Raw genomic sequence first — 25368 nt, 5'->3', positions numbered from 1 at the left:
GAGGATCAGCGATGAATCGATTGCGAATTGGACATCTGGCGGATATTGACGAAAAGGGAGCTCGGACGTTTACGGTCTTGGATACCGAGATTGCCGTCTTCAAATTGAGTGATGGAACGCTGCACGCCGTAGAGAATCGCTGCCCTCACAAGGGCGGCAGGCTGTCAGAAGGCATGGTATGCGGAACGGCTGTTCACTGCCCGCTGCATGACTGGAAAATCGACCTTCGCAGTGGCAAGGTACATGAGCCGGATGATGGATGTCTGAACACCTATAAAACCGAGGTCGATGATCACAGCGGTGAGATCTACATTACCATTGCAGGTTAGTCTTTAACCATTTCATATGTCTGACATCATGAATCAGGGAGGTGTGCACGATGGATTTTGTTAAACCGGCAGAAGTACTGCAATCGATGGTGGACGCAGGTGAGACTAAAGCCAGAATGAACCGGGTGCAGATGTTAATCCGTGGTTTTCTGGCCGGGGCGATTCTCGCTTTTGCAACAACGCTGGCATATACCGCTGTATCTCAAACTTCCGTTGGTTTGGCAGGTGCACTGATATTCCCTGCAGGGTTCGTGATCATTATTCTGCTCGGACTTGAGCTGGTGACAGGCAGCTTCGCCATGATACCACTCGCGGTGATGAAACGCAGAGTCACACTGATGGATATGCTGCGTAATTACTTCTGGGTAATTGCAGGCCATATACTGGGATGCCTGTTCTACGTTCTGTTATATGAACTCACGCTGACGAAGATGGGAACCGATATGAGCAGTCCCCTCGTTCAAACGCTGATTCAGACCAGCGAAGCCAAGACGCTCGGATATCAGCATCTGGGCGGCGCAGGTATTGTTTTGGTCATCATTAAGGCTATTTTATGTAACTGGATGGTGACACTAGGTGCAGTCATGGCGATGACGTCCACCTCCACACTCGGTAAAATCGTGGCCATGTGGCTGCCGATTACGATATTTTTTGCTCAAGGATTCGAACACGCTGTTGTAAATATGTTTGTCATCCCGGCGGGCATGATGCTGGGTGCTGACGTCAGTCTTGCCGACTGGTGGCTGTGGAATCAGATTCCGGTGCTGCTCGGCAATTTCATTGGTGGTGCCCTATTTACCGGGTTAGGGCTGTACGCTGCACACCGTTGGGGAAGCCCAATTCCGGCCGCATCCAAACTCGCAACCATCCATGGCGGTCGTTCAGGATTGGCAAATGCCGAGTCTGCGTCCAAACTGGGGACACGATCATGAGCCGGGGCCTGGTAAGTATCGTAGGCGCTGGACCTGGGGATCCGGAGCTCATTACGGTGAAAGCTCTGAGACGCATTCAAACAGCAGATGTACTGCTGTATGACCGACTGGTGAATAATGACTTGCTTGCCGAAGCTCCTGAAGCAGCACTCCGGATCTATTGCGGGAAGGCCCCTGGGCTGCATTCCATGAGTCAGGAGATGATTGGTCGGTTACTGGTTACTCACGCTGCTGAAGGCAAACAGGTGGTTCGGCTCAAAGGCGGTGACCCGTTCATCTTCGGGCGCGGCGGTGAAGAAGCACTCGTGCTGGCTGAAGCCGGAATTCCGTTTGAGGTCATTCCTGGCATCACTTCCGCTGTGGGCACATCCGCCTCATCCCTGATTCCGTTAACCCATCGGGGAGTGGCTTCAACCTTCGCTTGTGTCACGGGTACAGGCAGTGATGGCCGTGTATCTTCCGTTCGCTGGGATCTGCTCGCCCATAGTGTTGACACACTGGTAATCTACATGGGTATCAGCCAATTACCCCTCATTCAACGTGAATTGCTGCAATCCGGCAAGAGCAGCAGTACACCAGCAGCCTTGATTGAACGCGGAACCACCGCGAACGAACGAATCATTACCGGCACACTCGGCCAGCTTCACGCTATTTCCCTTTCGGAAAAGGTTAATAATCCTGCGCTAATCATCATTGGCGAAGCCGTTCTCGTACGCGAACAACTGATTCAGCTCCAGCAAGCAGCAGACACCTCTATGACGGGATAGCTGCCGCTTCCCTTTTCTCAATCTAACAGCATACGTTCGTGAATGGTCCGACCCTTCTGTCCTGGTTCTATCAGCAGACGGGTCGGTTTGATGTTTATTAATGCCGTCAACTGCTCCCCCATATAATGCGCAGAATATTTGAATCCTATCTCTGCCCAGTGCATGATGACACCCACCGTCGCAGATATCAGGTAGCTCAGCATAATATCGTAATTGATTGTGTACTCACTATCTTCAGTTACCAGCACGAAATCCTCGGTCAAGTAAGTCCGGAACATATTGCAGAGCCTTAGGGCCATATCACCATGCATGGTCATCAAGGCGCGAAAGACATCCTGATGAGCTTCGATATACTCAAATACCGGCATAGTCGAAGGAAGCAATCCGGTCATATCCACTTCCGTTAATTCAGCATACGGTTTGGCATAGGCTTGACCCACTCCCTGCATGAAATCCTCCAAAATGAAATCAAGCAGTTCCGGCTTGCCAGGAAAATGCAAATAAAAAGTGCCCCGATTGTAATCTGCACGCTCTGTAATGTCACGAATGGTGACGGCGTCGGCTCCCTTTTCCAATATTAATGAAACCGTCGCAGCGATAATCGCATCCTGCGTTCTTCGTGCTCTCCGGTCCTGGGGGTGTTCGATAATCAACATTTTCGCCTCCTTTGTCCATTATTGTAACCTAAATGAACACCGCTTACATCTGTGTCCGATACCAGACATATACGCTGTCAATGATTATTGTCACACCGTTATGTATATCTTAACATTGAGACAGGAAAGATAGACGACAGGTTGAAACTTTTTTTAAAGAAAAACCTGCCAATAATAAATAAGGAGCGAATATATTATGAGTACTTATACACATACAGCAGTTATTACAGGGGCTGCCGGAGGCATTGGTAAAGAATTGGCACGCAGACTGGCTGAACGCAAAGTCAATCTGGTTCTGGTGGATCTGAACGAAGAAGCCATTCAAAAAACAATCACTGAACTGAACCTCGACAAAGAGCATGTGATTGCGGTAAAAGCAAACGTATCCCAAGAAGCAGACGTGAAAAACTATGTTCAAAAAGCACTCGATGCTTTTGGCAGAATCGACTACTTTGCCAATAACGCGGGTATCGAAGGTCCTACCGGCCTGATCGAAGACCTCAGCGTTGAAGCACTGGATACAGTATATAACGTTAACGTTCGTGGTGTATTCCTTGGTCTGCAAAATGTCATTCCAGTAATGAAAAAACAAAAATCCGGTGCGATTCTAAACACATCTTCCCTTGCAGGTCTGATGGGTGCTCCAGCCGTATCCCCATATATTATGTCCAAACATGCCGTAGTAGGTCTCACACGTACTGCAGCAAATGAACTTGCACCTTACAATATCCGAGTAAACGCGGTATTGCCAGGAACGATTAACACTCGCATGATGCGTCAAATCGAAGCAAACTCCGGTGACGTGGAAAACTATCAAGATGCTACTGTAGCCAGCATTCCAATGGGACGTTATGGCGAACCAGAAGAAGTGGCAGCTGTAATGAACTTCCTCTTGTCTGAAGAAGCTTCCTATGTAACAGCTTCCCTCTACACTGTAGATGGCGGCATGATGGGTCAATAATAAGCTGTACGAATGTTTTACCATAAAGATCGGGTTATCCATTAAAGACCCCATCACAGTAATATAAAAGAAGACCTCAACATCCACTGTTACGTGGAGGTTGGGGTCTTTTTTGGGTACATTGTTTACGATGTGGATAGTACCTACAATAATTCAGATCTTAGTCCACGTATCCAGCGTGGCCTTTTTCCATGAGATAATCCATTTCGGCATCCAGGATACCTTCTACCGTCAATTCATCGAGCTTCACATCTTTGCGACTCAGGATATAGTCGGCCAGATCATCGCCGTCGATGTCCACTTCGCCTTTGGCATTTTCATGCGCTTTGTTGATATAGGCTTGCTCATGCTTCAGCACAAGCGAAATATTCGCCTGGCTCGCTTTGGTTTTGTCCGCGATATATTGCATCATTTCCTGCTCATTAATCGAATTCGCTTCCGTCACGTTCAGTTCAGCTCCTTGGTTCATACATACTGTTGCCATTGTAGCATAGGTTAACCCATAACAGACATGCCTTATTCAGATCTAAGTTAGACGAACATAGAACGTCGCTCCCTCTCCTACTACACTACGAGCATAGATCTGACCTTTGTGCTGGTCCACGATCGATCTGGCAATCGCTAGACCGAGACCGTGTCCACCATGCTTGCGTGCTCTGGATGCATCCGTACGATAGAACCGATCGAAGATACGGTCCAAATGCTCCGGCGCAATACCTTCCCCTGTATTGGAGACGGCTAGTACTACCTCATGATTTTGCTTCTTCAGTGAAACATTAACCGCGCCTTTGGCTTTGGAATATTTCACGGCGTTATCCAGCAGAATCAGAATGACCTGCTTGATCTGTTCACTATTGCCATGGACCATGAGCTCCGGCTCAATGCTGTAGTCGAGAGATATATTTTTCTCAAAAATAACAGCTTCCATCGTCAAAATAATGGTCTCTACCGCATCGCTCATATCAAACTTGGAGTGGATCATCGTGGAACGTGAATCATCGATCTCGGTCAGATATAACAGATCACTTGTCAACCGGGACATGCGCTCCGTCTCCGACTTGATATAATGCAGCCATTTGGACTGGTTATCAATAGTATCCTCCCGATTGGCAAGCAGCACGTCGGTGTTGGTATTAATGATGGCCAGAGGTGTCTTCAGCTCATGGGAGGCGTCCGCGATGAACTGTTTCTGTTTATCGAACGCTTCCTTGACCGGAGCAATGGAACGATTGGCAAAGTAACGGCTCAGGAAATAAATGACGATTAACATGAACAGGCCTACGATGGTAAAGGTATAGATGAGATTCGTAAGAATGCCCTGCTGGGCAGTTACATCAATGAACACAATCATATGTCCATCGCTGCTCGGATCAATGACATACGCCCAGTTCGTTCCATTTAGCGCAAATTGTCCGGTCTTACGCTCCGCATGATCAGCCTTGTCCACCTTCTCCAGTGCCTCTGCGTAAAATGGTTCCTCCATGCTGAATCTGGATTGTGAATCCGTAATATTCCACTCATTATCCGTCTTAACCATGAACGAAACCGAACGCCCTGGCGGCGAATTGGGATCTCCGCCTGGTCCGTTCTGCTGCATGTCCGTTGGCGGATTACCCGCGATTGCATCATCCCCACGCGGCATCTTGGACGAATTATATGGGTTGTGATAGAAATCGGATACCTTGAAGAGCTCCATATTGGTTTCCCGCTGCACATTCTGGTACGTAATGACATAGATCGTCGCAAAGGCAACCAGCATCATGATGGAGATCGATACCAGATTGACGACCAAAAACCGGTTTCGAAGTCTCTTAAACATTAGGCCGTCACCTCAAGTACATAACCTACACCCCGGATGGTATTAATGCGGACCTTGGAATTCAGGAAGGTCAACTTCTTGCGCAAAAATGAGATATATACCTCCACATTGTTATACTCCACTTCAGAATCGAACCCCCACAGCTTCTCGATGATCTGCTCCTTGGATGTGATGGCCTGTTTGCGTGTGATTAGCAGCTCCAGCAGCTCGTTCTCTTTCAGATTAAGCTTCATCTCCTTGCCCTGCACGGCCAGCTTCAGCTGCGTTGTGTTCAGTTCAATATCGCCAAACTTCAACCCATCCTCAGGTACAACCTCGCCTTTTCTTCTAAGGGCTGCCCGAATCCGGGCCAGAAGTTCCTCTGTCGCAAACGGCTTAGCAATATAGTCATCCGCCCCATAATCGAGTCCGGTTACTTTGTCCGATAGCTCTCCCTTGGCAGTCAGCAGGATGACAGGCGTGTGGTTTCCCTCACTACGCAGCTTCCTCAGCACGCTGATCCCATCCATCTCCGGCATCATGATGTCGAGCAGCAGCAGATCGTATATACCGCTTAACGCATAATCGAGTCCTGATCTGCCGTCATGGACCATGTCCACGGAGTAATTGTTTTTCTTCAATATCTGGGATACGGCCTCTGCCAAATGAACCTCATCTTCCGCAATTAATATTCTCATGATCTATTCATTCCTCTGCCTTGAATTGTTCGTCGCGACTTTCTTTTATTATATCAATCATTCTACCTGCGGAACCTTGAATCAATCTTAATTCATTGAATTTACGAGAAGTATTATAGGAAGGTAAAAAAAGATCAACGGAATGTAAAATCATTTAAGATTCATTCAAGGTTGACGCTCTAAGATACAGACATGGAAGCGATACACGATGAAACAAAACATACAATCCATGGATGAAAGGAATGAATCTTAAATGGCGATTGAAGTATTCAACCGATATGAGAGCAAGTATCTTCTGACCGATGAGCAATATGAACGTTTCTACCGTGATCTGCTGAAGTATATGGAACTGGATGCGTACAACAAGAAACACGAGTTCTACTCCATCAGCAACCTGTACTTCGATACTCCGCAGGATTCCCTGATCCGAGCAAGCCTCTCCAAGCCCAAATACAAAGAGAAGCTGAGACTGCGGGCTTATGGGGTTCCTGAAGAAAATGCCAAGGTGTATCTGGAGATCAAAAAGAAAGTGTTTGGCCTGGTGAACAAAAGAAGAACGGCCCTGATGCTGGATGAGGCTTATGAATTCGTTCGTACGGGACAGGCGCCTGAGCTGGCAGACTACATGAACAAGCAGGTTGTCGATGAGATCGAATACTTCCTTCGCTTATACAACCTGGAACCGAAAGTGTATCTAGCCTATGAACGCAAAGCATTGTTCGATAAGAACAGCCGCGATCTCCGCATCACCTTTGACACCAATATCCGCAGCCGCAGATACGATCTGAAGCTGGAGCAGGGAGACTACGGTGAACCACTGGTGGAGGACGGTCGCTGGCTGATGGAGGTCAAGGCGGAGAAAACCGTTCCGTTCTGGCTGTCCCAGCTATTGTCTGAACACGGCTTGTACCGTGTAGGCTTCTCCAAATACGGCAATGAATTCAAACGCCTCGTCAGAACGACGAATCTGAACTACCAGGGCGAACGAATCCTTGTTCCCGGTACCGACTTCGATCCAGCCATGAAACCTAACCAAACGATCATAGAAAGAGAGAGTGTAGTATATGCTTGATTCCATTTTCAGTTCTGCTCTAACCGACACAACGCTGACATTCAGCAGCGCTGTGATCACGATTGGCCTAGCCATCCTTATGGGTGCAATTATCAGTCTCACCTACATGAAAACCAATGCAAACACATACTCACAAAGCTTCACATTAACCATGGTTGTCCTGCCTGTTATCGTTGCGATCATCATCCTGCTAATCGGCAGCAACGTAGCCCGCGCCTTCAGCTTGGCCGGTGCCTTCTCGATCATCCGTTTCCGAAGCGCGCCTGGTGATCCCAAAGATATCTCCTACGTCCTGTTCACCATGGCTTCCGGTCTTGCCTGCGGCGTCGGCGCATTTGGATACGCGGTATTGTTCACCATCATCTTGTGTGTATTGATGTTTGTTCTGAGCCATTTCAAATTCGGAGCCAAAAAGAGTCAACAAAAATTGCTTAAAGTCACCATTCCTGAAAACCTGAGCTATGAAGAAGCATTTGATGAAGTATTCAAAAAATTCAATGTTGAGTATCAGTTGAACAAAGTGAGAACAACCGAACTCGGCAGCTTGTACGAACTGGTCTATCTGGTTCACCTTGGCCAACACGTCAATCAGAAGGAATTCCTTGATGCCGTTCGCACACGTAACGGGAACCTGGATATCTCCCTCAACATGGCACCAACGCCAGAGTATTAATTCGAGACATTTTATAAAACGAGAGGAACGATACATGATGAATAAAAAGTGGATTACAGGCAGCAAGTTATGGTCCGTAGCGATGATTACCGCAATGCTTGCAGCATGCAGTGCTCCAGCAGCAACCAACTCCACCGCCAACGCCGCAACATCAACAACAGGCACCACCAAAACGGTTTCCGTTAGTGAGCAGACCTCCGTCAAATATGCGGATCTGGTCTCCCTGGATGCGGACGATACCAATGTAAGCTGGAGTGAAACCGACTCTACAACCATTAAACTGAGCGGGAAGACAGCAACCGTTACTGGCTCCGGAGCCAAAGCGGCGAACGGCTCGGTAACCATCTCCGAGGCAGGTACGTATTTGCTTAGCGGGGAACTGACAGACGGACAGATTGTAGTTAATGTAACCGATAAAGGAACCGTTCACCTCGTGCTGAATGGGGCAACCATTCACGATAACGACAGTGCGGCCATCTATATTAAGGAAGCTGGCAAAGCTGTGATTACCCTGCAGGAAGGAACGGAAAATGCCGTTTCGGATGGTACGACCTATGTATACGCTGATGATGCAACGGATGAGCCCGATGCAGCCATCTTCAGTAAAGCAGATCTGACGTTTAACGGCACAGGCAAACTCAACGTAACAGGTAACTACAACGAAGGGATCACAAGTAAAGATGATCTCATCATTATAAGTGGCACCATTGACGTCAAGGCAGCAGATGACGGCATCAAAGGTAAGGATATGCTTGCTGTCCAAGAAGGTACCATTACGGTTGATGCTGAAGGCGACGGTATGAAATCGACCAACGATACCGATGCCGAAAAAGGATTCGTAGCCATTGCCGGTGGTACATTCGATATCCAAAGTGGTAACGATGGTATTCAGGCTGAGACCGCGCTCGTTACGGATGGCGGAACCTTTAACATCGTCACTGGCGGAGGCAGCGCCAATGCACCAGCCAAAGCAGAAGAAGGACCATTCGGCGGCGGTGGCGGTGGCTGGGGTGGTGGAACACCTCCAACCGACATGGGTACTCCACCAGATGGTGAACCGCCTGCTGATATGCCGGCAGCGGATGGAACGAATGCAGCAGGTACAGCACCGGCAAGTTCCGCTGATAAGGCATCGACTACTGCTTCGGATGCAGATGCTGCGGCAACAACTACAACAGAAACAGAATCGACAAGTGCCAAAGCACTTAAAGCAGGGGCAGATCTTACCGTTAACGGCGGTACGTACACCATTGATTCCATGGATGATTCCCTGCACAGCAATAGTAATGTAACGATCAACGATGGCAAGATTACCCTTGAATCCGGTGACGACGGCATTCATGCTGACTTGGCGCTCACCATTAACGGTGGAACAATCAACATTGCGAAGAGCTACGAAGGGCTTGAAGGAGCATCCATTACACTGAATGATGGTGATGTGGACGTAACTTCTTCAGATGATGGTGTCAATGCTTCGGGTGACATCACTGCAACAACTGCGGATCCTGCGGAAAACACAGGAGAAGACAGCACTCAAGCAGCAGACACAACTACTGCTTCCAACATCTCTGTAACCGAGACGACTGGAACAACATCAACAACTACAGATACGGATCAAGCAGATCAAAGTACGGACGCAAATACCAATACTCGCCCACAAGGTGGCGCTCCAGGCGGTATGCCGGGTGAATCCGCTGGAAACAGTGAGCTTCACATTAACGGTGGATCCCTTACCGTCAATGCAGGTGGCGATGGACTTGACTCCAATGGTTCCATCTACATGACCGGCGGAACCGTGATTGTGAACGGACCAACCGATAATGGCAACGGACCACTGGATTATGACGGTACATTCGAGATGAGCGGTGGCTACCTGGTCGCTGCCGGCAGTTCCGGTATGGCTCAAGGGACATCCGAGAGTTCGACTCAGAACACAATCGTCATGACATTCCCTGAAACGCAAAAAGCAGGAACCCTGGTTCACGTACAAGATGGCGATGGCAACAACATCCTGACCTTTGCTCCAGCAAAAGATTATCAATCGGTTGTCATCAGCTCTCCAGACCTGAAAGAAGACGGCTCTTATGAGATCTACTCCGGCGGAACATCGACTGGTACAGCCACTGATGGCCTGTACACAGACGGTACCTACAGTGGCGGCACCAAAGTGGTGGCTTTCCAATCCACTAGTAACATCACTTGGGTGAATGAATCCGGTGTGACAACTGCCAATACAGGTATGGGTGGTCCAGGTGGAGGACGCGGTCAAGGTGGATTCGGAGGCGGACGAAACAGAACAGAGTCCGGAACAACAACAGATGGCACAACTACAGAAGGAACAAGTACAAGCACAACAGACTCCGCAAAATAAACAAGGACACACTGAGCGGTATTTAATAAAACGCCTGTTCAGCATAACAATAGAAGGCGCCAAATTCACTTTAGAAGTGGGTTCGGCGCCTTCTTTCGTTATCCTTATAGTGACTGGATCACACTGCTTTCCCTTGGGGAAAGGTATAACCATCGTTCTCTTCAAAATGTGTATACATAAACCTTCGTACGCAAGGCATCCTTGCACGTAATCGTGCGCAGAGGCACTTTCCCCGGAAGTGCGAAACATATACTGATAACCCGTGCCCCCGGTGGAAGCTCTCGGGTAAACTTGTCCACGAGCCGGGTCATGGCACCAGGAAACAGATAACAGACCACACCGTCTGCGTGTTCATAGGAGCTCTTGTAGATATCGCCGCGTATGAACCGCAGCCGACCTTTCAGTGAATTCCGCTCGCCCTTGGCTTTCCTGAATCCAATCATCATGCTGGACATGACTTGAGAGAACCAGAAGGGAATGATTGAATTCTCAATGCCCGTAACACGCTTGCCCGGACAATGACGGACGATGTCAACGCCCAGCGTCCCCCAGCCGGAACCTGCCTCAATGATATCCCCATAACCCGGAATGCGATTAACCTCCTGAATGACTACCTGCCGGACCATTCTGGATGTGGGCATGGGCGAGATTCCATTTTTCCAGCTGACCAGCACAATGGATATGACGGCGATTAGCGTCACCACGGCAATCAGCCATGGAATGAATTGAATGATCAACATGGCCTCATCCCTTTGTTCATACAGACTGGTTACATCATGCCGCCCATAACGCCAGGCACATGTGACTTCATGTATACACCCTTTTTATAGACCGATTTGATCGTAAAATGGACACCCAACTTGCGGTTGGTCCGATAGATCAGCGAGTTGATCTCATCGATTCCTACCGAATCGCTCTCCAGCATGCTTCGTTCAGGCCATACCTGACCAACGATCTGCTCTCTCGTCACAAAATGATCCAATTGACTGTACAGCAGCTTGAACAGCTGGAACTCCTTCTTCGACAGCGGAATTTCCACCTCGCCAATCTGTACGGTCTGCAGGTGATCATGCACCCGGACTCCCTCACCCAGCAGATCGGATATGCGGTATTCGCGTGTTTCTTCGAGATCACCCTCCGTCCGAAGCTGAATCAAGCCATTGACCATGGTCAAAATGTCTCCTTCGGCAAACGGGTATTTCTCATAGGGAACGAGCCGCTGCCCGTTCAATTCGGTACCATTTTTGCTATCCAGATCCTCCACCCACAGCTGACGCTGTGCATCATAATGAATGCGGCAGTGCCGCTTCGATATCAACTGATTATACACGGACAAGTCCGATTCACCGCCGCCCGTATAACGTCCCACCGTGATGGAGCGTCCTTGGCTTACGTAAGCAAATGAACCGTCGCTCTCCTGCCCAGGTGTACGAATGACGATTTTTGCCGTCTCTCGCATGTTCATCTCCCACCTTCGATTATCACTCTAGCTCTATAAGTTTCATGAATAATGATAACTTCATCAGATTTGTTCCATTGTTTGCATTGCTGACTATTTATATAGTGTATACAGGCAATGATGTATTCGTTTCTCTACTATACCAGACGTTGTGCTTTTTTTCTCATAACGGTCTTTCATCCAGCCTAATCAACAAGAGAGGGTTATCATCATGAACAAAAAAAAGATTTTCATATACGTACTGCTCGCTTTTACCCTGTCCATTACACTAACCGTCCTGTCACGCATGACAGACGAACGCAGCGAATTATTGAACGGCACGCCAGCCTCTGAAACATCATGGCTGCAACTGAACACACAGCCGTGAGCTTACTCTATTATAACGCGATCCATGTCATAAACGTTTCACCAATGTCATAATCACTGCTTGGATAGAACATAACTCCCTGCCTGCATAATCGCATAAGTCCACATGAAGAAGCCCCTTACACGCTGACATCGCAGCGGGAAGAGGCCTGTTTGCTTAGAATTGTACAATTGAAAATGCGTTCTGAAGATTGTTCACATTTAAAAAAAGTAATTACTCAGCCCGATCGGATTCTTCCACCTGTGGGGTCTTTTTGGCCTGAGCTTCCTCCATCCGACTGGATACCTTCTGATACAGATACGAAATGCCCAGCAATAACACACCGAAGCTAAAGTAGGCGATGATTTTGCTGCCCGTTGTCAGCAAACCAACATCGTAGAACACCATTTTCCCCGTGGAGAACAAGGTCAGACCGAGTCCGAGACGACGAATCATGACGTACCTTCTACGGAATCCGTACGCAATATAGAGAATCGCAAGCAGCAGATACATCAAGCTGAACATCAGACCGATGTCTCCCCATTGGAACTGCACCGTCAGGAAGACCGTGATGACACCCAGCAGGTAGATTCCCGCAATGACCGGGTACCACTCCACGCTCTTGAACTGCCCGCGTATGCCCGCAATCAGCAAGTCTCTTCCAGCGAAAAACACGCCAATATTGAAAATAATCAAAACCAGCAGTCCCACAATCTCCGCAGCCGTATGCTGCTGGGTTCCCGGATCGAGTGCAGGCATGGACAACGTCACTGCAAGTGCAATACAGCAGCCTGCTGCATGCAGAAAGGTTGTGTAGTACTTCACCATCTGGTCATGAAATAACTTAGCTTGGCTTAAGCCATACGCCAATGCGATGGTTAATGCAGCAAACATCAGCCATTTGTAGAACAAGTAGAGCAGGAAGGTCCCATCCACCGCTCGGGTATAGAGTTCATTTGACTCGTATAGAACATATATCCACAGGTTGCCGAGGGTAACGTACTTGAATATATTCAGCGCGCCAAGCTCCAACACACTGTGATGAATATTGGTTTTGGACAATATCCCTTTCCCGCTGCCAACCATGGCATAATACGATGTAATCAAAAGCGCACCCAGTGTAATGCAGGAGTATTTCAGCATAAAATAGGATTGCTCTCCCACCATGTACAGCACCAGCACATCATAATATACGAAAGTGAACACGCACAGGAGCACAACGCCCCATCCTGCACGTTCTACCGACCTGAACTGTTTCAGATGACCTAGGATAACAAGCAAAATCCCCTCAATTAACCATCCCATGGACAGCCACTTTGCCCCAAACTGGAACGGAATCATGAGGATGGCAAAGGTCAAAGATGTGATATAGAACAATAGCATGGTTTGTTTCTCCTGAACCATGTTGCGCTGTACCCACCCGGCGAGTCCAAGATACACCAGGGAGAATATAAGCGCCAGCAATCCCTGCGCATCCTCCCAGCCTTCTGCGTCAAAGAGTACATACAGCATCAGACAGCTGATGCTCGTATTCATGGCCAGCAGGGCGAAGTCCCACCAGGTCAGCTTAACCCGATGTTTGAATGGATACGCGAGTGTAATTCCCAGATATAATGCAAACGTAGCAATCGAATACACCATGCCCACAATGTTGTTCGGCGATAGCCACAAGAGGATTAACATGGACGGTGTATTAAACAGAAAACTGATATAATGCACGATCGGCCAACGTTTGCCGAAGGAAATAAGTACAATAATGCCGTTAAGAAGCAGCAAATAGACCATGGCAACATATACGGAGTTCCCGCTGAGACCGAAATAGGCCATATACGAGAACAAAGGTAGATAACCGCCTACCAGACCAAGTGAACAGATCGTCCTCGACTTATATCTTAGCGATAACAGGACGGACACCGCCGATACAAGGACAGAAAGTCCAAGACCCGTATATAGACCGATAATATGGAGCAGAAAATAACTGTAAAAAATAGAGCCGAAGAGTACCGAAATTCCGCCTCCAAGCAAGCCCATCGCAAACGTCTGACTTTTCCGCCGAAACAGCCACTCTCCCCCGGCGAGCATCAGCATGCCGAGCAGGAAGAACGCACCGCCCTTCATTTCATCATTGAACCACGTGGAATACGAATACTGGAACGCTGCACCAACGCCAAGAATAATAAGCAGGATGGCGACCTTGTTGATCCAGCTTAGCCCGATCTTCATCTCCATCCGGTTCTGACGAATCCGGCGCTGAATGGTTTCTTCACTCAAACCTTCTTCCGCCATATGCTCATAGCCAAGCTGCATCTGCTGCCGAACCGCTTCTTCCCGTTCCTGCAGCGTTTGTCTATGCCGTTCGATGCGTTCCTTCACCTCTGCGGCAAGATAAGCAATCCTCTCCTTGAACTCCATCGCATCTTCCTGAAGCTCCTCCGAAGCCTTATTGAATAGAGCGTTCATGTTTATTTGGGTACGATGTTCGTGAGCTTCCAACCGGTCATTATGTACACCTGTTTTCCCGCGGAAGTATGTCTCCATTTTCTCCTGTGATACGCGAATAAGATTCAGCTTCTCATCCAGCATCTGTTCGGACAACGCCATCCGAAGCCGGGCATTCTCTTCCTCCATCTTGCGTGCACGTGCCTCGATCTGACGCAGCTTCAGCTCGTGTGCATCCACCTGCTCACGAAGCTGTTCATTCTGCACAATCAGGTCATCCGACTCATAGTCCTGAAGCAGCATGTTGTATTCCTTCACCAGCTGCCTTTGCTGTTGCTGAACCTGGCGAAGTCGGTCCTTGAAGTCCTTCATAAGGCTCCTCCATTGGTTGATGTTGATTTGTTTACCTATATTTTACTATACATATGCCATGAAATGATCCTATAGATTGAGATTGGCTGCAATAAATGCACAGCAAAAACCCCGGGAAGCAAGCTCGCTTCTCGGGGTTACACCATTTAAAATAATTCTACCTGATAAACGCTTTATGCGGCATCTTTCTCTTCCCCATCTGCGGATTCGGGTTCGATTATTTCGGTGGCATCCGGGTCCAGCCAATTGCTGAGCATGGTCCGTACATGCTGCAGATCATCCTCCGATAGATCATAATACCAAGTTCCACTGCGGGTTGCGCCTTCACCTTTCAGCATATAGTTGCTGATTGTTGGCGCGCTGTCTTTCATATATAAGGACTCGGCAAAGTTCACGATGAAATCCGAGCTCATGTTGGTTGTAAAGTTCGATCCGGCAATCTTGATGACGTCCGGGATCTTGGTCAGATTTTTGACCTCCAATGCACGATTCATGAACGCGCTCAGGAAAATCCGGTGACGCATCGTCCGGTTAAAATCGGAGTCTTCCCGGTATCTAACATAGCCAAGCGCTTCTTCGCCGCTATAGATGGGTTTATTTGCTTCCACAAACAGTTTCTCATGACTCTTGAGTTTGTTCTCGATATTTTTCTTGATCGGCAGCTCAACGCCGCCAACCGCATCGACAATATCCTTGAGTCCGTTAAAATTAATCGCGGCATAGAAGTCCACCTTGTTCCCCAGCAGATTCTCCACCGTATCCATAGCCATCTTGGCTTCGCCATGGGCATAGGCTGAATTAATCTTCGATTTCACATCCCGACCGACAATCTCGGTATAGGAGTCTCGCGGAATGGACAGCAGCAGCACTTTATTGTCTTCCGGACGCACGACGGAATAGATGATTGTATCCGAACGGCTTGGTTCATTATCCCGTTGATCAATCCCCAGCAGCAGTAGCGAGAAAGGGTCAGTGTGTTGTACCACAGGGACTTCTGCGTTCTGATCTCCAACCGGCTTGAAGGAATCATCAAGCGCTTCCTTCACCGTACCGGAGGCAAATAGGTTAAATGCCAGCAGTACAAGTTGTTTTTGGTAGACATATCCGAGTCCTCCCAGCACGATCAGCACGCTTAGGGTAATGATTAGAGGTTTCTTCCATCTCTTCTTCGGTTTCTTCGGCTTCCGGCGGGTTAAATGTGCAGCACTGTTTTCCATCATATCTCCTTTAATAACGGGTTCTTAGAATCATTTAACTATATTAATAACACGTTTTCAATAGATTGCGTTATAATCTGCTATACAAGAACTGACACAGAAGGAGCGATGATGAATGGAATATCGACGTTTGGGCAACAGCGGCTTGCGTGTATCTGCACTTGGGCTCGGGACAAATGCTTTTGGTAAACGTGCAGATGACGCGGCTTCGACCCGTATTATTCATGCAGCACTCGATCAGGGAATCAACTTTATCGATACCGCCAACATCTACGCCGGAACCGAATCGGAACGGATTATTGGACAGGCCCTGCAGGGGCGGAGGGAAAACGCTGTGCTTGCAACCAAGGCCGGACTTCCCCGGCATGATGGTCCGCATGGGCGGGGTTCCTCCCGCTATCATTTGCAGCAAGAACTGGAACAGAGCCTCCGGCGTCTGCAGACGGACTACGTGGATCTGTATCAGATCCACACGTTTGATCCGCACACTCCGCTGGAGGAAACCTTGCGAACGCTGGACGATATGGTGTCCTCCGGTAAAGTTCGCTATATCGGGGCCTCCAACTATGCAGCCTGGGAACTCATGAAAGCTCTCGGCATCAGCGAACTGAAAGGTCATGTGCGCTATATTTCCACTCAAACCAGCTACTCCCTGGCAGACCGCACCCCAGAGCTGGAACTTGTCCCAATGTGTCTTGATCAAGGCGTCGGAATCATTCCCTATTTCCCACTTGCGGGTGGCATTCTGACTGGCAAATATAATGGACAAGCAGGTATTCCTTCGGGCTCCCGAGCGGATACGGATCCATCCTTCAACCGGTTCCTGCTCGAGCACAATGTCAGATTAGGAGAGCAGATAAGTGAGAAAGCATTAGAATACGGCTGCTCTCCAAGTGTTCTGTCACTTGCCTGGTTGCTGGCTCGGCCAGCCGTTTCAACGGTTATCGTTGGGGCCACGCGTACCGAGCAGCTGGAGCATAACCTGGCTAGTTTAAGCCTGGAGCTTACGCCAGACATGATCACGGAGCTGGATCAACTTAGTGACTCGTTCCGTCATGGCGAGCCGTTCGCGGCATATCGACTGGAATAGAAGTTTACAAAAAAACCTCCCCGGCTCACGCTCGGGGAGGTTTTCATTGTCTGTATGTAGAAGGCCAGGTGCCAACTCATCTTACCTTGCTTCGATGGGTATATCATCTATGAGTTCAATAAATTGTGGGATGCCATAGAGCGACTATTCCGATTTATGTTTGATAAGCTCCCGCATAATCTCCATATACTCTTCCTTATGATCGCTTACCAGGTCAAAGAATTGTCTGTCAGCCTCTTCAACTAGCTGGATTCCCCGATTGGCCAGTTCCGTGCCTTCGGGCGTTGTAGTAATAATGTTCGCACGGGTATCGGTCTGATGGCGACTGCGATGGATCAATCCCCGCTTTTCAAGCGCTCGAAGAACCTGAGAGGTCACATTCACATCCACGTTGGCAAAATGCGCAAGCTGAACCTGCGTTACGCCCTTCCCTTCCGTATCTCTCTCATTCAGCCATAAGCAGCCATGCAGAAGTACAAATTGCGGCAGGGTTAATCCCAATGGATCAAGCACCCTGCGCACTTCCTTCTGCCACATCGTTGTAACCTGCCACAGCAGGTGTCCTGGACTTTCATGTGCGTTTTTATACTGTGAACTCATCTCATTTATTCCTCCATCACTGATGCCTTGGGACTGGTTGTATGCCGTGCATTGTAGAGATAATCGGATGACTGACTGATCGTCAGCGGGAAGGGATGAACTGCTTCACCCATTGTCCGAATCCCTGCGGATTGCGGCTCTGGATCAGGACCGTGCCCTCACCCCTGAATCGGCATACCAGTCCTTCACCACTGGTCACACTGGATAACCAGCCCTGCGATGCTTTTTCGATATGATACTCCATATATTGAGGCCAGGCAACCAGGTGCGCGTTATCCACAATGACTTCTTCTCCAGCTGCCAGATGAATGGCGTGAATTGCACCATAAGAAGACAGGAATACCGTGCCTCTTCCGCTGATCTCAATAATGAAGAAACCCTCCCCCGAGAAGAGGCCCTTCTTCAGGTTTTGCATTTTACTATTTACCTGGATGCCTTCCGTCCCCGCCAAAAAGCCATCCTTCTGCACATACAGCGAATAGGAGCCATCCAGTTCAACAGCCTCCACACCGCCCATGGTGGAAGGTGACAGCAAGATTTCTGCAGGTCCTCCTGCAGCGGTTAACTCTTGAAAGAAGAACTTCTCCCCGCTGATCATTCTTCCAATTCCGGCAAACATGCCACCCTCCGCTGATCCTTTCAGCTGAACTGTCGGTGTCATGGATACCATGGCGCCGCTCTCAGCCTTGAATCGCTCTCCGCGCTGCAAACGAACCTTGAGCATGGCAAAAGCACCTTCATGCAAAATCTCGTAATTCATTGTTTGATCAGCTCCTTGTTCTCATCCGAATCAAAATGGTTCAGTCCATTATCCTCGAGCATTGCTGATTTGTCTCCGTACTCCTTCACAATGTGCTGCTCTCCCCAATTGCATAGTGCATTCAGAATCGGCTCCAGACTCCAGCCATATTCACTGAGCTCATACTCTACCTTGGGCGGGACCTGATTATAGACGATCCGGTTCACGATTCCGTCGTCCTCCAGCTCCCGAAGCTGCTGGGTTAACATCTTTTGGGTAATGGCGGGCATAATACGCTTAAGATCACTGGTACGTTTTTTGCCATGTGTGAGATGACAGAGAATGACGCACTTCCACTTGCCGCCGATCACCTCAAGCGTAGCCTCGACCGAGATATTGTATTTTTTTCTGTTCATTATATGCTTCCTCCCCTAATCATCTGATGAACTTGCCGAGCTTATTTATATAGGCACCAAAAAGTACGTATGGTACTAAAAAGTACGTACTATTCATTTTATATCGAATAATTCATAATAGCATTTGCCGGTACGTAAATCTACATTCGGGGAGTTGAACTAGAAACATGGTACAAGATTCAAAACGCAGCACCTGGGCCCTGCTCGCACTGGCCATTAGTGCGTTTGCCATCGGCACCACTGAGTTTATCAGTGTTGGACTGCTGCCACTCATTGCGGGTGACCTGGGCATTTCCGTAACTACAGCGGGACTGACCGTTACTTTATATGCGCTCGGTGTAACCTTCGGGGCGCCCATCCTGACCTCATTAACCTCAACCGTGTCACGCAAGACGCTGTTGATGGCCATCATGGTTGTTTTCATTGCAGGCAATACGATGGCCGCGCTATCAAGTGGCATCACCATGCTGCTTATAGCCCGGATTATTTCAGCCCTGTCACATGGGGTGTTTATGTCCATTGGTTCCACCATTGCAGCTGACCTCGTGCCAGCAAACCGCCGGGCCAGTGCCATTGCCATTATGTTCTCGGGCCTGACCATCGCTACTGTGACCGGGGTGCCTCTGGGTACGCTGATCGGGCAACACTTAGGCTGGCGTGCTGCCTTTATTCTCATTGTTATTGTCGGCATCGTTGCCTTTATTGGTAATATGGTACTTGTTCCTTCCACCCTGCAGCGCGGAACACGCACAGCATTCCGTGACCAATTGAAGCTTGTAACAGGAGGAAGGCTGCTGCTGGCGTTTGCGATTACAGCGGTCGGGTATGGAGGTACATTCGTCGTCTTCACGTACCTGTCTCCGCTTCTGCATGATATCAGCGGATATTCCGAGAAAACCGTGGCAGCCATTCTGTTGTTATACGGAATCGCCATCGCGATCGGCAATATCATTGGGGGCAAAGCCGCCAACCGTAATCCGTTGAAGGCATTATTTTATATGTTTATCGTTCAGACCATCATTCTGGGCATACTGTACTTTACCTTACCATTCAAGCTGGCAGCACTGCTTACCATTCTCGGCATGGGTCTGCTTGCCTTCATGAATGTACCCGGACTTCAGATGTATGTCGTCACACTTGCAGAACGCTATGCGCCACAGGCTAAGGATGTGGCTTCTGCCTTCAACATCGCTGCCTTTAACGCGGGTATTGCCATAGGCGCCTACCTGGGTGGGGTCATTACCGACTCCATTGGGCTCGTGCATACGACTTGGGTTGGTGCAATTATGGTTCTTGCCGCCGTTCTTCTTACAGGATGGGCCAGAGTACTTGAACGCAGATCATCAGCCGCATAAGCATTCGATATAAGAACAGGCTGCACCTGAAAAAATTGAATTTCTAGACTGATCACATTCAGTGACTCATGAAGCCCTTATTTAAAGGAACCGGTTTCGCATGGTATAGTATTATAGTACGTTGGACCCTATTTAATCTACCCTCATTTAATTTTGGGGGATCGGATTGAACGATTCGAGAGTTACTTTCTGTGAATTACGAACACACTTAGGAGGACATCACATGACAGCACAACACTTACAATCTACAGTAGCTTTGCATAACGGCGTTCAAATGCCTTGGTTCGGACTAGGAGTATTCAAGGTAGAAGAAGGCGCAGAATTGATCGAAGCGGTCAAAAAAGCAATCCAGCATGGCTACCGCAGCATTGATACTGCCGCTATATATGGTAACGAATCCGGTGTTGGACAGGCGATTGCCGAAGCGTTGAAAGAAAACAACCTGAAGCGCGAAGAACTGTTTGTTACATCCAAAGCCTGGACTGCAGACCTTGGATATGAAGAGACTCTTGCAGCCTTCGATACAACTTTGAACAAGCTCGGTCTGGAATATCTGGATCTGTACCTGATTCACTGGCCAAAAGCAGGCAAATACAAAGGTGCATGGAAAGCGATGGAAGAGCTCTATGCTGCAGGCCGAATCAAAGCGATTGGTGTAAGCAACTTCCAGATCCATCACCTCGAAGACCTGATGCAGGATGCCAAAGTGAAACCGATGGTTAACCAAGTCGAGTATCATCCTCGCCTTACTCAGGTTGAACTGAAAGCCTTCTGCGAGAAACATGGTATTCAGCTTGAAGCCTGGTCCCCTCTGATGCAAGGTCAGCTGCTGGACAACCCGGTGCTTACCGAGATTGCTTCTGCCAAAGGCAAATCCGTTGCACAAGTCATCCTGCGCTGGGATCTGCAGAACGGTGTTATCACCATTCCGAAGTCCACTAAGGAAAATCGGATCATTGAGAACTCTTCCATCTTCGACTTTGAATTGTCCAACGATGAGATGGATCGGATCAGCGCCCTCAACGAAGATGTTCGTGTGGGACCAGACCCGGACAACTTTGATTTCTAATTTAAATGAAGCAAAAAGCCTCCATTCCCTCGCTATATGCGGGGTATGGGGGCTTTTGTGTGTTGCGGTATGGAATCCTTCGGGTATGATGGAAGGCTTATTACATAGAAGACGCTCCCGAGTTTATCAGGAGTGTCCTCTTTTACAGGTTGTTACGATTGAAGCTGCCACAGTGCAGCCACATTGGAAGGTTCCCACCCCGTTAAGGAGGTATGGGATTGCAGACATTTATACGTTTTGCCATTATACGTAACCAGTTGCCCTACGACATAAGCGGTGTTAGCCTGCCAAGCGGAAACGCCGGGATTCGTCGTACCCACATCGGTTTTCACAGTCAAGGCACTGCTCGCAGCAGACAGGTTGCCTGCCGCATCCTTCGCTTTTACTGTGAACGTATAAGAGGTGTCTGCCGCCAGGCCTGTAACAGTCGCCGATGTTCCACTAACGGTTGTCACCAAAGCGGTTCCGTTGTATACCTCATATCCGGATACACCAACGTTGTCCGTGGAGGCTGCCCAGCTAAGGGTGATCGTGGATGAGGTTTTTGCAGTTGATGTGAAGTTCGTCGGCACGGTTGGCGCTTGGGTATCTCCCCCCGGCTGAACAGTAGTGCTTACTGTAACGCTATTACTAGCTGCGGATAGATTGCCTGCGGCATCCTTTGCTTTTACCGTGAAGGTATAGGAAGTACCTGGTGCAAGCCCGCTAATTGTTGCGGTTGTTCCGGTAACGGAAGTCACAAGGCTAGTGCCATTGTAGACGTTATAACCGGTAACGCCAACGTTATCCGTCGAAGCATTCCAGGCCAAGGTTACCGAGCTTGCCGTTACTCCTGTCGAACGGGCATTGCCCGGCACACTCGGTGACGTCGTATCCGCAGGAGGCGTTGTGCCCCCGGTCGACAGATCCGATTTCAACTTGTTTTGGAGTGTCTTGTTGCGGTCCCCACTGAGCTCCCAGAACATCGCTCCGCCAAGCCCTTTGCTCTTGATATATGCGGTTTTGTGTCCGATGGACTCTGCATCGTCATAGCTGATGAAGCGCTTGTTGGAGGCGTTATACAGAAACGGTACTTTGGCTGTATCGTTCCAATAGCGTGTGTATCCATTTTTATTAATGTAGTTCGCTTCCAGATCATAAAAGTCAAAGGAACCTGCCTCCCAAGTTCCAATAGAAGAACCACCCGAACATGTTTGATACTGGCCGTTACTCGCCTGTGCGCATCCATCCCAGCCTCGACCGTAAAATGGAACACCCAGCACCAGCTTGGCAGCCGGTACTCCTGCATTCAGATGCCCTTGTGCTCCGGCAGCCACATTAAATGTATTGCTATCCGGTACTCCTGCACTTGCAGCGGCAGGATCCGCATTCAGCGGTGCATTGTGTGCACTGATTTTCTGCCAGGCTCCGTTAAAATCGTAGGTCATGATGTTAATCCAGTCAACAATGGAAGCGATGTTCGCAAGCTCCGTATTGGCAGCATAGGTTGGAGATGCTCCGCTTGCAATCGTAAGCAGGTACTCTTTGCCGTCAACGGCTTCCGCAGCATCCAGCTTCTCGCGGATTTTGCTCAGGAGCAGGGTATAATTTTGCTTATCTTCAGGACGTTTGCTGTTACCGTCCAGCCCGCCTGATACCGGGTATTCCCAGTCGAGATCCACCCCGTCAAAGTTGTATTTCCGCAGGAAATCGACGGCAGAGTTTGCAAAGACCTCACGGGTAGCTGATGTTGCGGCTACATCAGAGAAACGGTTGGACCACGTCCATCCTCCAACGGAGATGATCGTTTTCAGATTCGGATTGATCTGCTTCAGCTTGCTAAGCTGATTGATATTCCCTGCATAGGGCTGATCCCAGGTGTCCCCTGCAAATTGTTTGCCTGTGTCGATCCAGGGGTCTCCAAGAACAATCGTTCCATTCGGTACGTTGATTGTCTGGCTCTTCTCATTCTGGCAGCTCCAAGTCACCGGATTGGGACCAGAAGGATCTGGATTTCCATGAATGCCGTTCCAGCAAATATCGGCAAAGGCATAGTTGATATGCGTCACCTTGGTGGGATCAATATCCGTTACATTGTAGTTTCGTCCGTATGCCGCCCAGGCAGGATAGTAACCAACAATTTTATAGGCATCTGCTGCTTCGGCCGTTCGAGATTGAAGTGTGAAGGAAGGGATGATGACAGATAAGAGCAGGACCAGACCGAGAAGAACCTTACCGACTTTTTTGAAATCCAGGTGTTTGGCTTTATATGACATTAGTACACAACCTCCTTCGTCGTTTGCATGCTGAGCCCGTTCAAATACGAACGATGTGCGTTTGAAAATTGATGGTTCGTATATGCATCCCAGTTAATGGACCAGGTCATAATGCCCTTAAGGCCCGGATATCCCGCGGGTTGGCGCAAGGTATAAGAACCGCCGTATGATACACCCTTGATCAAGTAATTCAATGCCTTCTGCAGCTCGGCAGGTGTTGTATAGCCCCCACCGGCTGCCTGCTGGGATGCCGGTACACCGATCGCAATCTGATCCGGACGCAATGGACTGAAGAATGAACCCGAGCTTCCACCTACTTGAAAGCCCTGAAGCAGCATCTCGGCCATGGCTACGTGGAAATCTGCTGTCCCTTGAGCGTAGGAGCGTCCGTCCAGCCCGACCATGGAGCCACTATTGTAGTGCTGCACGTGGAGCAGCGTCAGGTCGTTACGCAAGGCATGAATTACCGGCAGATATGCCCCCCAGGGACCGCCATAGGACAGATAACCACCTTGGACATAGGCCGTCTCCGGTGCTGCTGTAAGTATGAACTCACTGCCAAAGTGTGACTTGACCGCCTTTACACCCTGGATGAGATTAACGATCTTGGGTGTCGTCGGATTACGGAAATCGGTATCCCCTGCATTCAGGGAGAGGGAGCTTCCTTCTAGGTCGATATCAAGACCATTGAAACCGTAAGTTGAAATAATGGATTTCAGTGACTCCTCGAACTGCTGCCTCTTGCCTGCATCGGTAAGCTCAATCGTTCCATTGGCTCCTCCCATGGACAGCAGTACTTTTTTTCCCTGACTCTGAAGATAGGCAATATCCGATTTGAATTCGGCTGTCGTTGCGTTATATGGAGTAAAAGCGAGCGTGCCGCTGCCGTGCGAAACCGGTTCGGCAAAGGAGACATTAATGATGTCGTAGGCTGTGGACACGTTGCGGAGTCTGATATTGGTAGAGCCATTGTCGAAGTTGTGCCAGTAGCCGATCAGCCATTTGTTACCGATTGGCCCCGGATTCGGAGTTCCAGTGGAAGTTGTTACACTCAGGGGATTGCTTGCAGCAGACACATTGCCTGCAGCATCTTTTGCTTTTACTGTAAAAACATAAGACGTGCCGCTGGTTAGCCCACTTATTGTCGTTGTTACAGCTGAGGTACTCGTCACAAGAGCCCCATTTTGGTACACGTCGTATCCGGTCACCCCCACATTATCCGTGGATGCGTTCCAGGTAAGCTGGACTGAGGTCCCCGTGATCGAGGATGAGGCTAAGCCTGCAGGAATGGAGGGTGGGATTGTATCCGGAACAGGTGTCTCTCCTCCCTCCCCGGGACCATCCCCAACATAAGTCCACAGTGCAGGAACTAGAGGAGGCTCCCAGCCGTTCAAAGCCGTATGGGACTGAATGCATTCATAATTCTTGTTTTGATATGTTACGAGGTCTCCTTTCTTGTATGCGGTGCCGGCCTGCCACTGGGCAGCGGCGTCTGCTCTTGGTGCAAACCACGAAATGATCAGAAGAAATGCCAAAGCGACTATGATAACCGGGCGGACTCGAACAGCTTGATTCAAGCAAAATCCCTCCTGTACTCAGCTTGTTTTCACCTTGCAAAAGCTTCTCCGTGCACTGGCATGTGATCTGCGACTGTAGGAATTTAATCGTGATCCATATTTACGTTTGCAGCTTCCCCCTCTCTCTTCGACATCGGATCTGCCCTCCATTTACGTTTAAGATTTATGACATCCAGA

The 25368-nt window shown here is 49.0% G+C and carries 24 protein-coding genes; 11 read left to right on the top strand and 13 right to left on the bottom strand.

All coding sequences use genetic code 11. From position 1 onward, the window contains the following. Positions 1-11: 11 nt before the first annotated feature. Genes nirD through cobA form a run of 3 tightly spaced genes read left to right on the top strand, consistent with a single transcriptional unit; the run spans position 12 to position 2028 of the window. Positions 12-329, top strand: coding sequence for a nitrite reductase small subunit NirD (nirD, locus tag ABIC22_RS10705; protein ID WP_095360200.1), 318 nt, complete (start codon positions 12-14; stop codon positions 327-329). Between the two features lie 50 nt (positions 330-379). Then, a complete protein-coding gene (locus ABIC22_RS10700; RefSeq protein WP_354480703.1) occupies positions 380-1261 on the top strand; it encodes a formate/nitrite transporter family protein in 882 nt (293 codons plus the stop codon). After that, a complete protein-coding gene (cobA, locus tag ABIC22_RS10695) occupies positions 1258-2028 on the top strand; it encodes a uroporphyrinogen-III C-methyltransferase (RefSeq protein WP_354480701.1) in 771 nt (256 codons plus the stop codon). The genes ABIC22_RS10700 and cobA overlap by 4 nt, the downstream gene beginning before the upstream one ends. 17 nt (positions 2029-2045) lie before the next feature. On the opposite strand, the gene ABIC22_RS10690 is transcribed toward cobA, so the two are convergent. After that, on the bottom strand, positions 2046-2684 hold the full coding sequence (locus ABIC22_RS10690) for a TetR/AcrR family transcriptional regulator (RefSeq protein WP_127537476.1): 639 nt from the start codon (positions 2682-2684) through the stop codon (positions 2046-2048). A gap of 196 nt (positions 2685-2880) precedes the next feature. Here ABIC22_RS10690 and ABIC22_RS10685 point away from each other — a divergent pair, with 196 nt between their 5' ends. Next, positions 2881-3645, top strand: a complete 765-nt coding sequence (locus tag ABIC22_RS10685) for an SDR family NAD(P)-dependent oxidoreductase (RefSeq protein WP_354480698.1) — start codon at positions 2881-2883, stop codon at positions 3643-3645. A 160-nt stretch (positions 3646-3805) separates the two neighbouring features. Here ABIC22_RS10685 and ABIC22_RS10680 read toward each other — a convergent pair whose 3' ends face one another. The 3 genes from ABIC22_RS10680 to ABIC22_RS10670 all read right to left on the bottom strand — a co-directional run bounded on the left by ABIC22_RS10680 (position 3806) and on the right by ABIC22_RS10670 (position 6141). Continuing rightward, positions 3806-4090: a hypothetical protein gene (locus tag ABIC22_RS10680; protein ID WP_371859949.1), complete on the bottom strand. Its 285-nt coding sequence runs from the start codon at positions 4088-4090 to the stop codon at positions 3806-3808. Positions 4091-4171: 81 nt separating this feature from the next. Further along, on the bottom strand, positions 4172-5464 hold the full coding sequence (locus ABIC22_RS10675) for a sensor histidine kinase (protein ID WP_354480696.1): 1293 nt from the start codon (positions 5462-5464) through the stop codon (positions 4172-4174). Next, positions 5464-6141, bottom strand: a complete 678-nt coding sequence (locus ABIC22_RS10670) for a response regulator transcription factor (RefSeq protein ID WP_127537478.1) — start codon at positions 6139-6141, stop codon at positions 5464-5466. Before ABIC22_RS10670 ends, ABIC22_RS10675 begins: the two co-directional genes overlap by 1 nt. Positions 6142-6394: 253 nt before the next feature. Between ABIC22_RS10670 and ABIC22_RS10665 the strand changes: the two genes are divergently transcribed. The 3 genes from ABIC22_RS10665 to ABIC22_RS10655 are packed head-to-tail and all read left to right on the top strand — an operon-like array spanning position 6395 to position 10257. After that, complete coding sequence (locus tag ABIC22_RS10665) at positions 6395-7213, top strand: polyphosphate polymerase domain-containing protein (protein ID WP_095290755.1); 819 nt, start codon at positions 6395-6397, stop codon at positions 7211-7213. Next, entirely contained in the window at positions 7206-7886 is a 681-nt protein-coding gene (locus ABIC22_RS10660; protein ID WP_095290753.1) for a DUF4956 domain-containing protein, read from the top strand. The genes ABIC22_RS10665 and ABIC22_RS10660 overlap by 8 nt, the downstream gene beginning before the upstream one ends. A 34-nt stretch (positions 7887-7920) precedes the next feature. Next, a complete protein-coding gene (locus ABIC22_RS10655) occupies positions 7921-10257 on the top strand; it encodes a carbohydrate-binding domain-containing protein (RefSeq protein WP_354480693.1) in 2337 nt (778 codons plus the stop codon). A gap of 161 nt (positions 10258-10418) precedes the next feature. Here ABIC22_RS10655 and ABIC22_RS10650 read toward each other — a convergent pair whose 3' ends face one another. Both ABIC22_RS10650 and ABIC22_RS10645 read right to left on the bottom strand, forming a co-directional pair. Next, the gene (locus tag ABIC22_RS10650) at positions 10419-10997 is read right to left on the bottom strand and encodes a class I SAM-dependent methyltransferase (RefSeq protein ID WP_354480691.1); all 579 of its coding nucleotides are present in this window, start codon (positions 10995-10997) and stop codon (positions 10419-10421) included. Positions 10998-11026: 29 nt separating this feature from the next. Further along, positions 11027-11716: an FHA domain-containing protein gene (locus ABIC22_RS10645; protein ID WP_154894531.1), complete on the bottom strand. Its 690-nt coding sequence runs from the start codon at positions 11714-11716 to the stop codon at positions 11027-11029. A 211-nt stretch (positions 11717-11927) separates the two neighbouring features. On the opposite strand from ABIC22_RS10645, the gene ABIC22_RS10640 reads away from it, so the two are divergent. Continuing rightward, positions 11928-12083, top strand: coding sequence for a hypothetical protein (locus ABIC22_RS10640; RefSeq protein ID WP_164764214.1), 156 nt, complete (start codon positions 11928-11930; stop codon positions 12081-12083). Between the two features lie 213 nt (positions 12084-12296). On the opposite strand, the gene ABIC22_RS10635 is transcribed toward ABIC22_RS10640, so the two are convergent. Both ABIC22_RS10635 and ABIC22_RS10630 read right to left on the bottom strand, forming a co-directional pair. Further along, a complete protein-coding gene (locus tag ABIC22_RS10635; protein WP_354480689.1) occupies positions 12297-14873 on the bottom strand; it encodes a DUF2339 domain-containing protein in 2577 nt (858 codons plus the stop codon). A gap of 173 nt (positions 14874-15046) precedes the next feature. After that, entirely contained in the window at positions 15047-16093 is a 1047-nt protein-coding gene (locus tag ABIC22_RS10630) for an LCP family protein (protein WP_354480687.1), read from the bottom strand. 112 nt (positions 16094-16205) lie between these two features. Between ABIC22_RS10630 and ABIC22_RS10625 the strand changes: the two genes are divergently transcribed. Then, positions 16206-17180 (top strand): aldo/keto reductase, encoded by a 975-nt coding sequence (locus ABIC22_RS10625; protein ID WP_127537486.1) that lies wholly within the window; start codon positions 16206-16208, stop codon positions 17178-17180. A gap of 144 nt (positions 17181-17324) precedes the next feature. Here ABIC22_RS10625 and ABIC22_RS10620 read toward each other — a convergent pair whose 3' ends face one another. The 3 genes from ABIC22_RS10620 to ABIC22_RS10610 all read right to left on the bottom strand — a co-directional run bounded on the left by ABIC22_RS10620 (position 17325) and on the right by ABIC22_RS10610 (position 18935). Continuing rightward, positions 17325-17780 (bottom strand): MarR family winged helix-turn-helix transcriptional regulator, encoded by a 456-nt coding sequence (locus ABIC22_RS10620; protein ID WP_127537487.1) that lies wholly within the window; start codon positions 17778-17780, stop codon positions 17325-17327. 82 nt (positions 17781-17862) lie between these two features. Further along, positions 17863-18540 carry a TIGR00266 family protein gene (locus ABIC22_RS10615; protein ID WP_153980388.1) on the bottom strand — a complete coding sequence of 226 codons (678 nt, stop codon included), beginning with the start codon at positions 18538-18540 and terminating at the stop codon, positions 17863-17865. Further along, positions 18537-18935, bottom strand: coding sequence for a winged helix-turn-helix transcriptional regulator (locus ABIC22_RS10610; RefSeq protein ID WP_095290738.1), 399 nt, complete (start codon positions 18933-18935; stop codon positions 18537-18539). The genes ABIC22_RS10615 and ABIC22_RS10610 overlap by 4 nt, the downstream gene beginning before the upstream one ends. A 167-nt stretch (positions 18936-19102) precedes the next feature. Between ABIC22_RS10610 and ABIC22_RS10605 the strand changes: the two genes are divergently transcribed. Both ABIC22_RS10605 and ABIC22_RS10600 read left to right on the top strand, forming a co-directional pair. Then, a complete protein-coding gene (locus ABIC22_RS10605) occupies positions 19103-20290 on the top strand; it encodes an MFS transporter (protein ID WP_354480683.1) in 1188 nt (395 codons plus the stop codon). A gap of 223 nt (positions 20291-20513) precedes the next feature. Next, the gene (locus ABIC22_RS10600) at positions 20514-21359 is read left to right on the top strand and encodes an aldo/keto reductase (RefSeq protein ID WP_095290736.1); all 846 of its coding nucleotides are present in this window, start codon (positions 20514-20516) and stop codon (positions 21357-21359) included. A gap of 152 nt (positions 21360-21511) precedes the next feature. Here the strand turns inward: ABIC22_RS10600 and ABIC22_RS10595 are convergent, their stop codons facing one another. Further along, positions 21512-23614, bottom strand: a complete 2103-nt coding sequence (locus ABIC22_RS10595; protein ID WP_354480681.1) for a glycosyl hydrolase family 18 protein — start codon at positions 23612-23614, stop codon at positions 21512-21514. Then, positions 23614-25191, bottom strand: a complete 1578-nt coding sequence (locus tag ABIC22_RS10590) for a chitinase (protein WP_354480679.1) — start codon at positions 25189-25191, stop codon at positions 23614-23616. Before ABIC22_RS10590 ends, ABIC22_RS10595 begins: the two co-directional genes overlap by 1 nt. Between the last annotated feature and the right edge of the window lie 177 nt (positions 25192-25368).

The organism is Paenibacillus sp. PvP094, assembly GCF_040546835.1.
GTDB lineage: Bacteria > Bacillota > Bacilli > Paenibacillales > Paenibacillaceae > Paenibacillus > Paenibacillus illinoisensis.
The sequence above is the reverse complement of the archived record's forward strand: the minus strand, read 5'-3'. Positions and strand labels throughout refer to the sequence as shown.

Excerpts from the sequence above, each read along its gene's own strand:
- nirD (WP_095360200.1), top strand. The coding sequence starts at position 12 with ATGAATCGATTGCGAATTGGACATCTGGCGGATATTGACGAAAAGGGA.
- ABIC22_RS10700 (WP_354480703.1), top strand. The coding sequence starts at position 380 with ATGGATTTTGTTAAACCGGCAGAAGTACTGCAATCGATGGTGGACGCA.
- cobA (WP_354480701.1), top strand. The coding sequence starts at position 1,258 with ATGAGCCGGGGCCTGGTAAGTATCGTAGGCGCTGGACCTGGGGATCCG.
- ABIC22_RS10690 (WP_127537476.1), bottom strand. The coding sequence starts at position 2,684 with ATGTTGATTATCGAACACCCCCAGGACCGGAGAGCACGAAGAACGCAG.
- ABIC22_RS10685 (WP_354480698.1), top strand. The coding sequence starts at position 2,881 with ATGAGTACTTATACACATACAGCAGTTATTACAGGGGCTGCCGGAGGC.
- ABIC22_RS10675 (WP_354480696.1), bottom strand. The coding sequence starts at position 5,464 with ATGTTTAAGAGACTTCGAAACCGGTTTTTGGTCGTCAATCTGGTATCG.
- ABIC22_RS10670 (WP_127537478.1), bottom strand. The coding sequence starts at position 6,141 with ATGAGAATATTAATTGCGGAAGATGAGGTTCATTTGGCAGAGGCCGTA.
- ABIC22_RS10665 (WP_095290755.1), top strand. The coding sequence starts at position 6,395 with ATGGCGATTGAAGTATTCAACCGATATGAGAGCAAGTATCTTCTGACC.
- ABIC22_RS10660 (WP_095290753.1), top strand. The coding sequence starts at position 7,206 with ATGCTTGATTCCATTTTCAGTTCTGCTCTAACCGACACAACGCTGACA.
- ABIC22_RS10655 (WP_354480693.1), top strand. The coding sequence starts at position 7,921 with ATGATGAATAAAAAGTGGATTACAGGCAGCAAGTTATGGTCCGTAGCG.
- ABIC22_RS10650 (WP_354480691.1), bottom strand. The coding sequence starts at position 10,997 with ATGTTGATCATTCAATTCATTCCATGGCTGATTGCCGTGGTGACGCTA.
- ABIC22_RS10645 (WP_154894531.1), bottom strand. The coding sequence starts at position 11,716 with ATGCGAGAGACGGCAAAAATCGTCATTCGTACACCTGGGCAGGAGAGC.
- ABIC22_RS10640 (WP_164764214.1), top strand. The coding sequence starts at position 11,928 with ATGAACAAAAAAAAGATTTTCATATACGTACTGCTCGCTTTTACCCTG.
- ABIC22_RS10635 (WP_354480689.1), bottom strand. The coding sequence starts at position 14,873 with ATGAAGGACTTCAAGGACCGACTTCGCCAGGTTCAGCAACAGCAAAGG.
- ABIC22_RS10630 (WP_354480687.1), bottom strand. The coding sequence starts at position 16,093 with ATGATGGAAAACAGTGCTGCACATTTAACCCGCCGGAAGCCGAAGAAA.
- ABIC22_RS10625 (WP_127537486.1), top strand. The coding sequence starts at position 16,206 with ATGGAATATCGACGTTTGGGCAACAGCGGCTTGCGTGTATCTGCACTT.
- ABIC22_RS10620 (WP_127537487.1), bottom strand. The coding sequence starts at position 17,780 with ATGAGTTCACAGTATAAAAACGCACATGAAAGTCCAGGACACCTGCTG.
- ABIC22_RS10615 (WP_153980388.1), bottom strand. The coding sequence starts at position 18,540 with ATGAATTACGAGATTTTGCATGAAGGTGCTTTTGCCATGCTCAAGGTT.
- ABIC22_RS10610 (WP_095290738.1), bottom strand. The coding sequence starts at position 18,935 with ATGAACAGAAAAAAATACAATATCTCGGTCGAGGCTACGCTTGAGGTG.
- ABIC22_RS10605 (WP_354480683.1), top strand. The coding sequence starts at position 19,103 with ATGGTACAAGATTCAAAACGCAGCACCTGGGCCCTGCTCGCACTGGCC.
- ABIC22_RS10600 (WP_095290736.1), top strand. The coding sequence starts at position 20,514 with ATGACAGCACAACACTTACAATCTACAGTAGCTTTGCATAACGGCGTT.
- ABIC22_RS10595 (WP_354480681.1), bottom strand. The coding sequence starts at position 23,614 with ATGTCATATAAAGCCAAACACCTGGATTTCAAAAAAGTCGGTAAGGTT.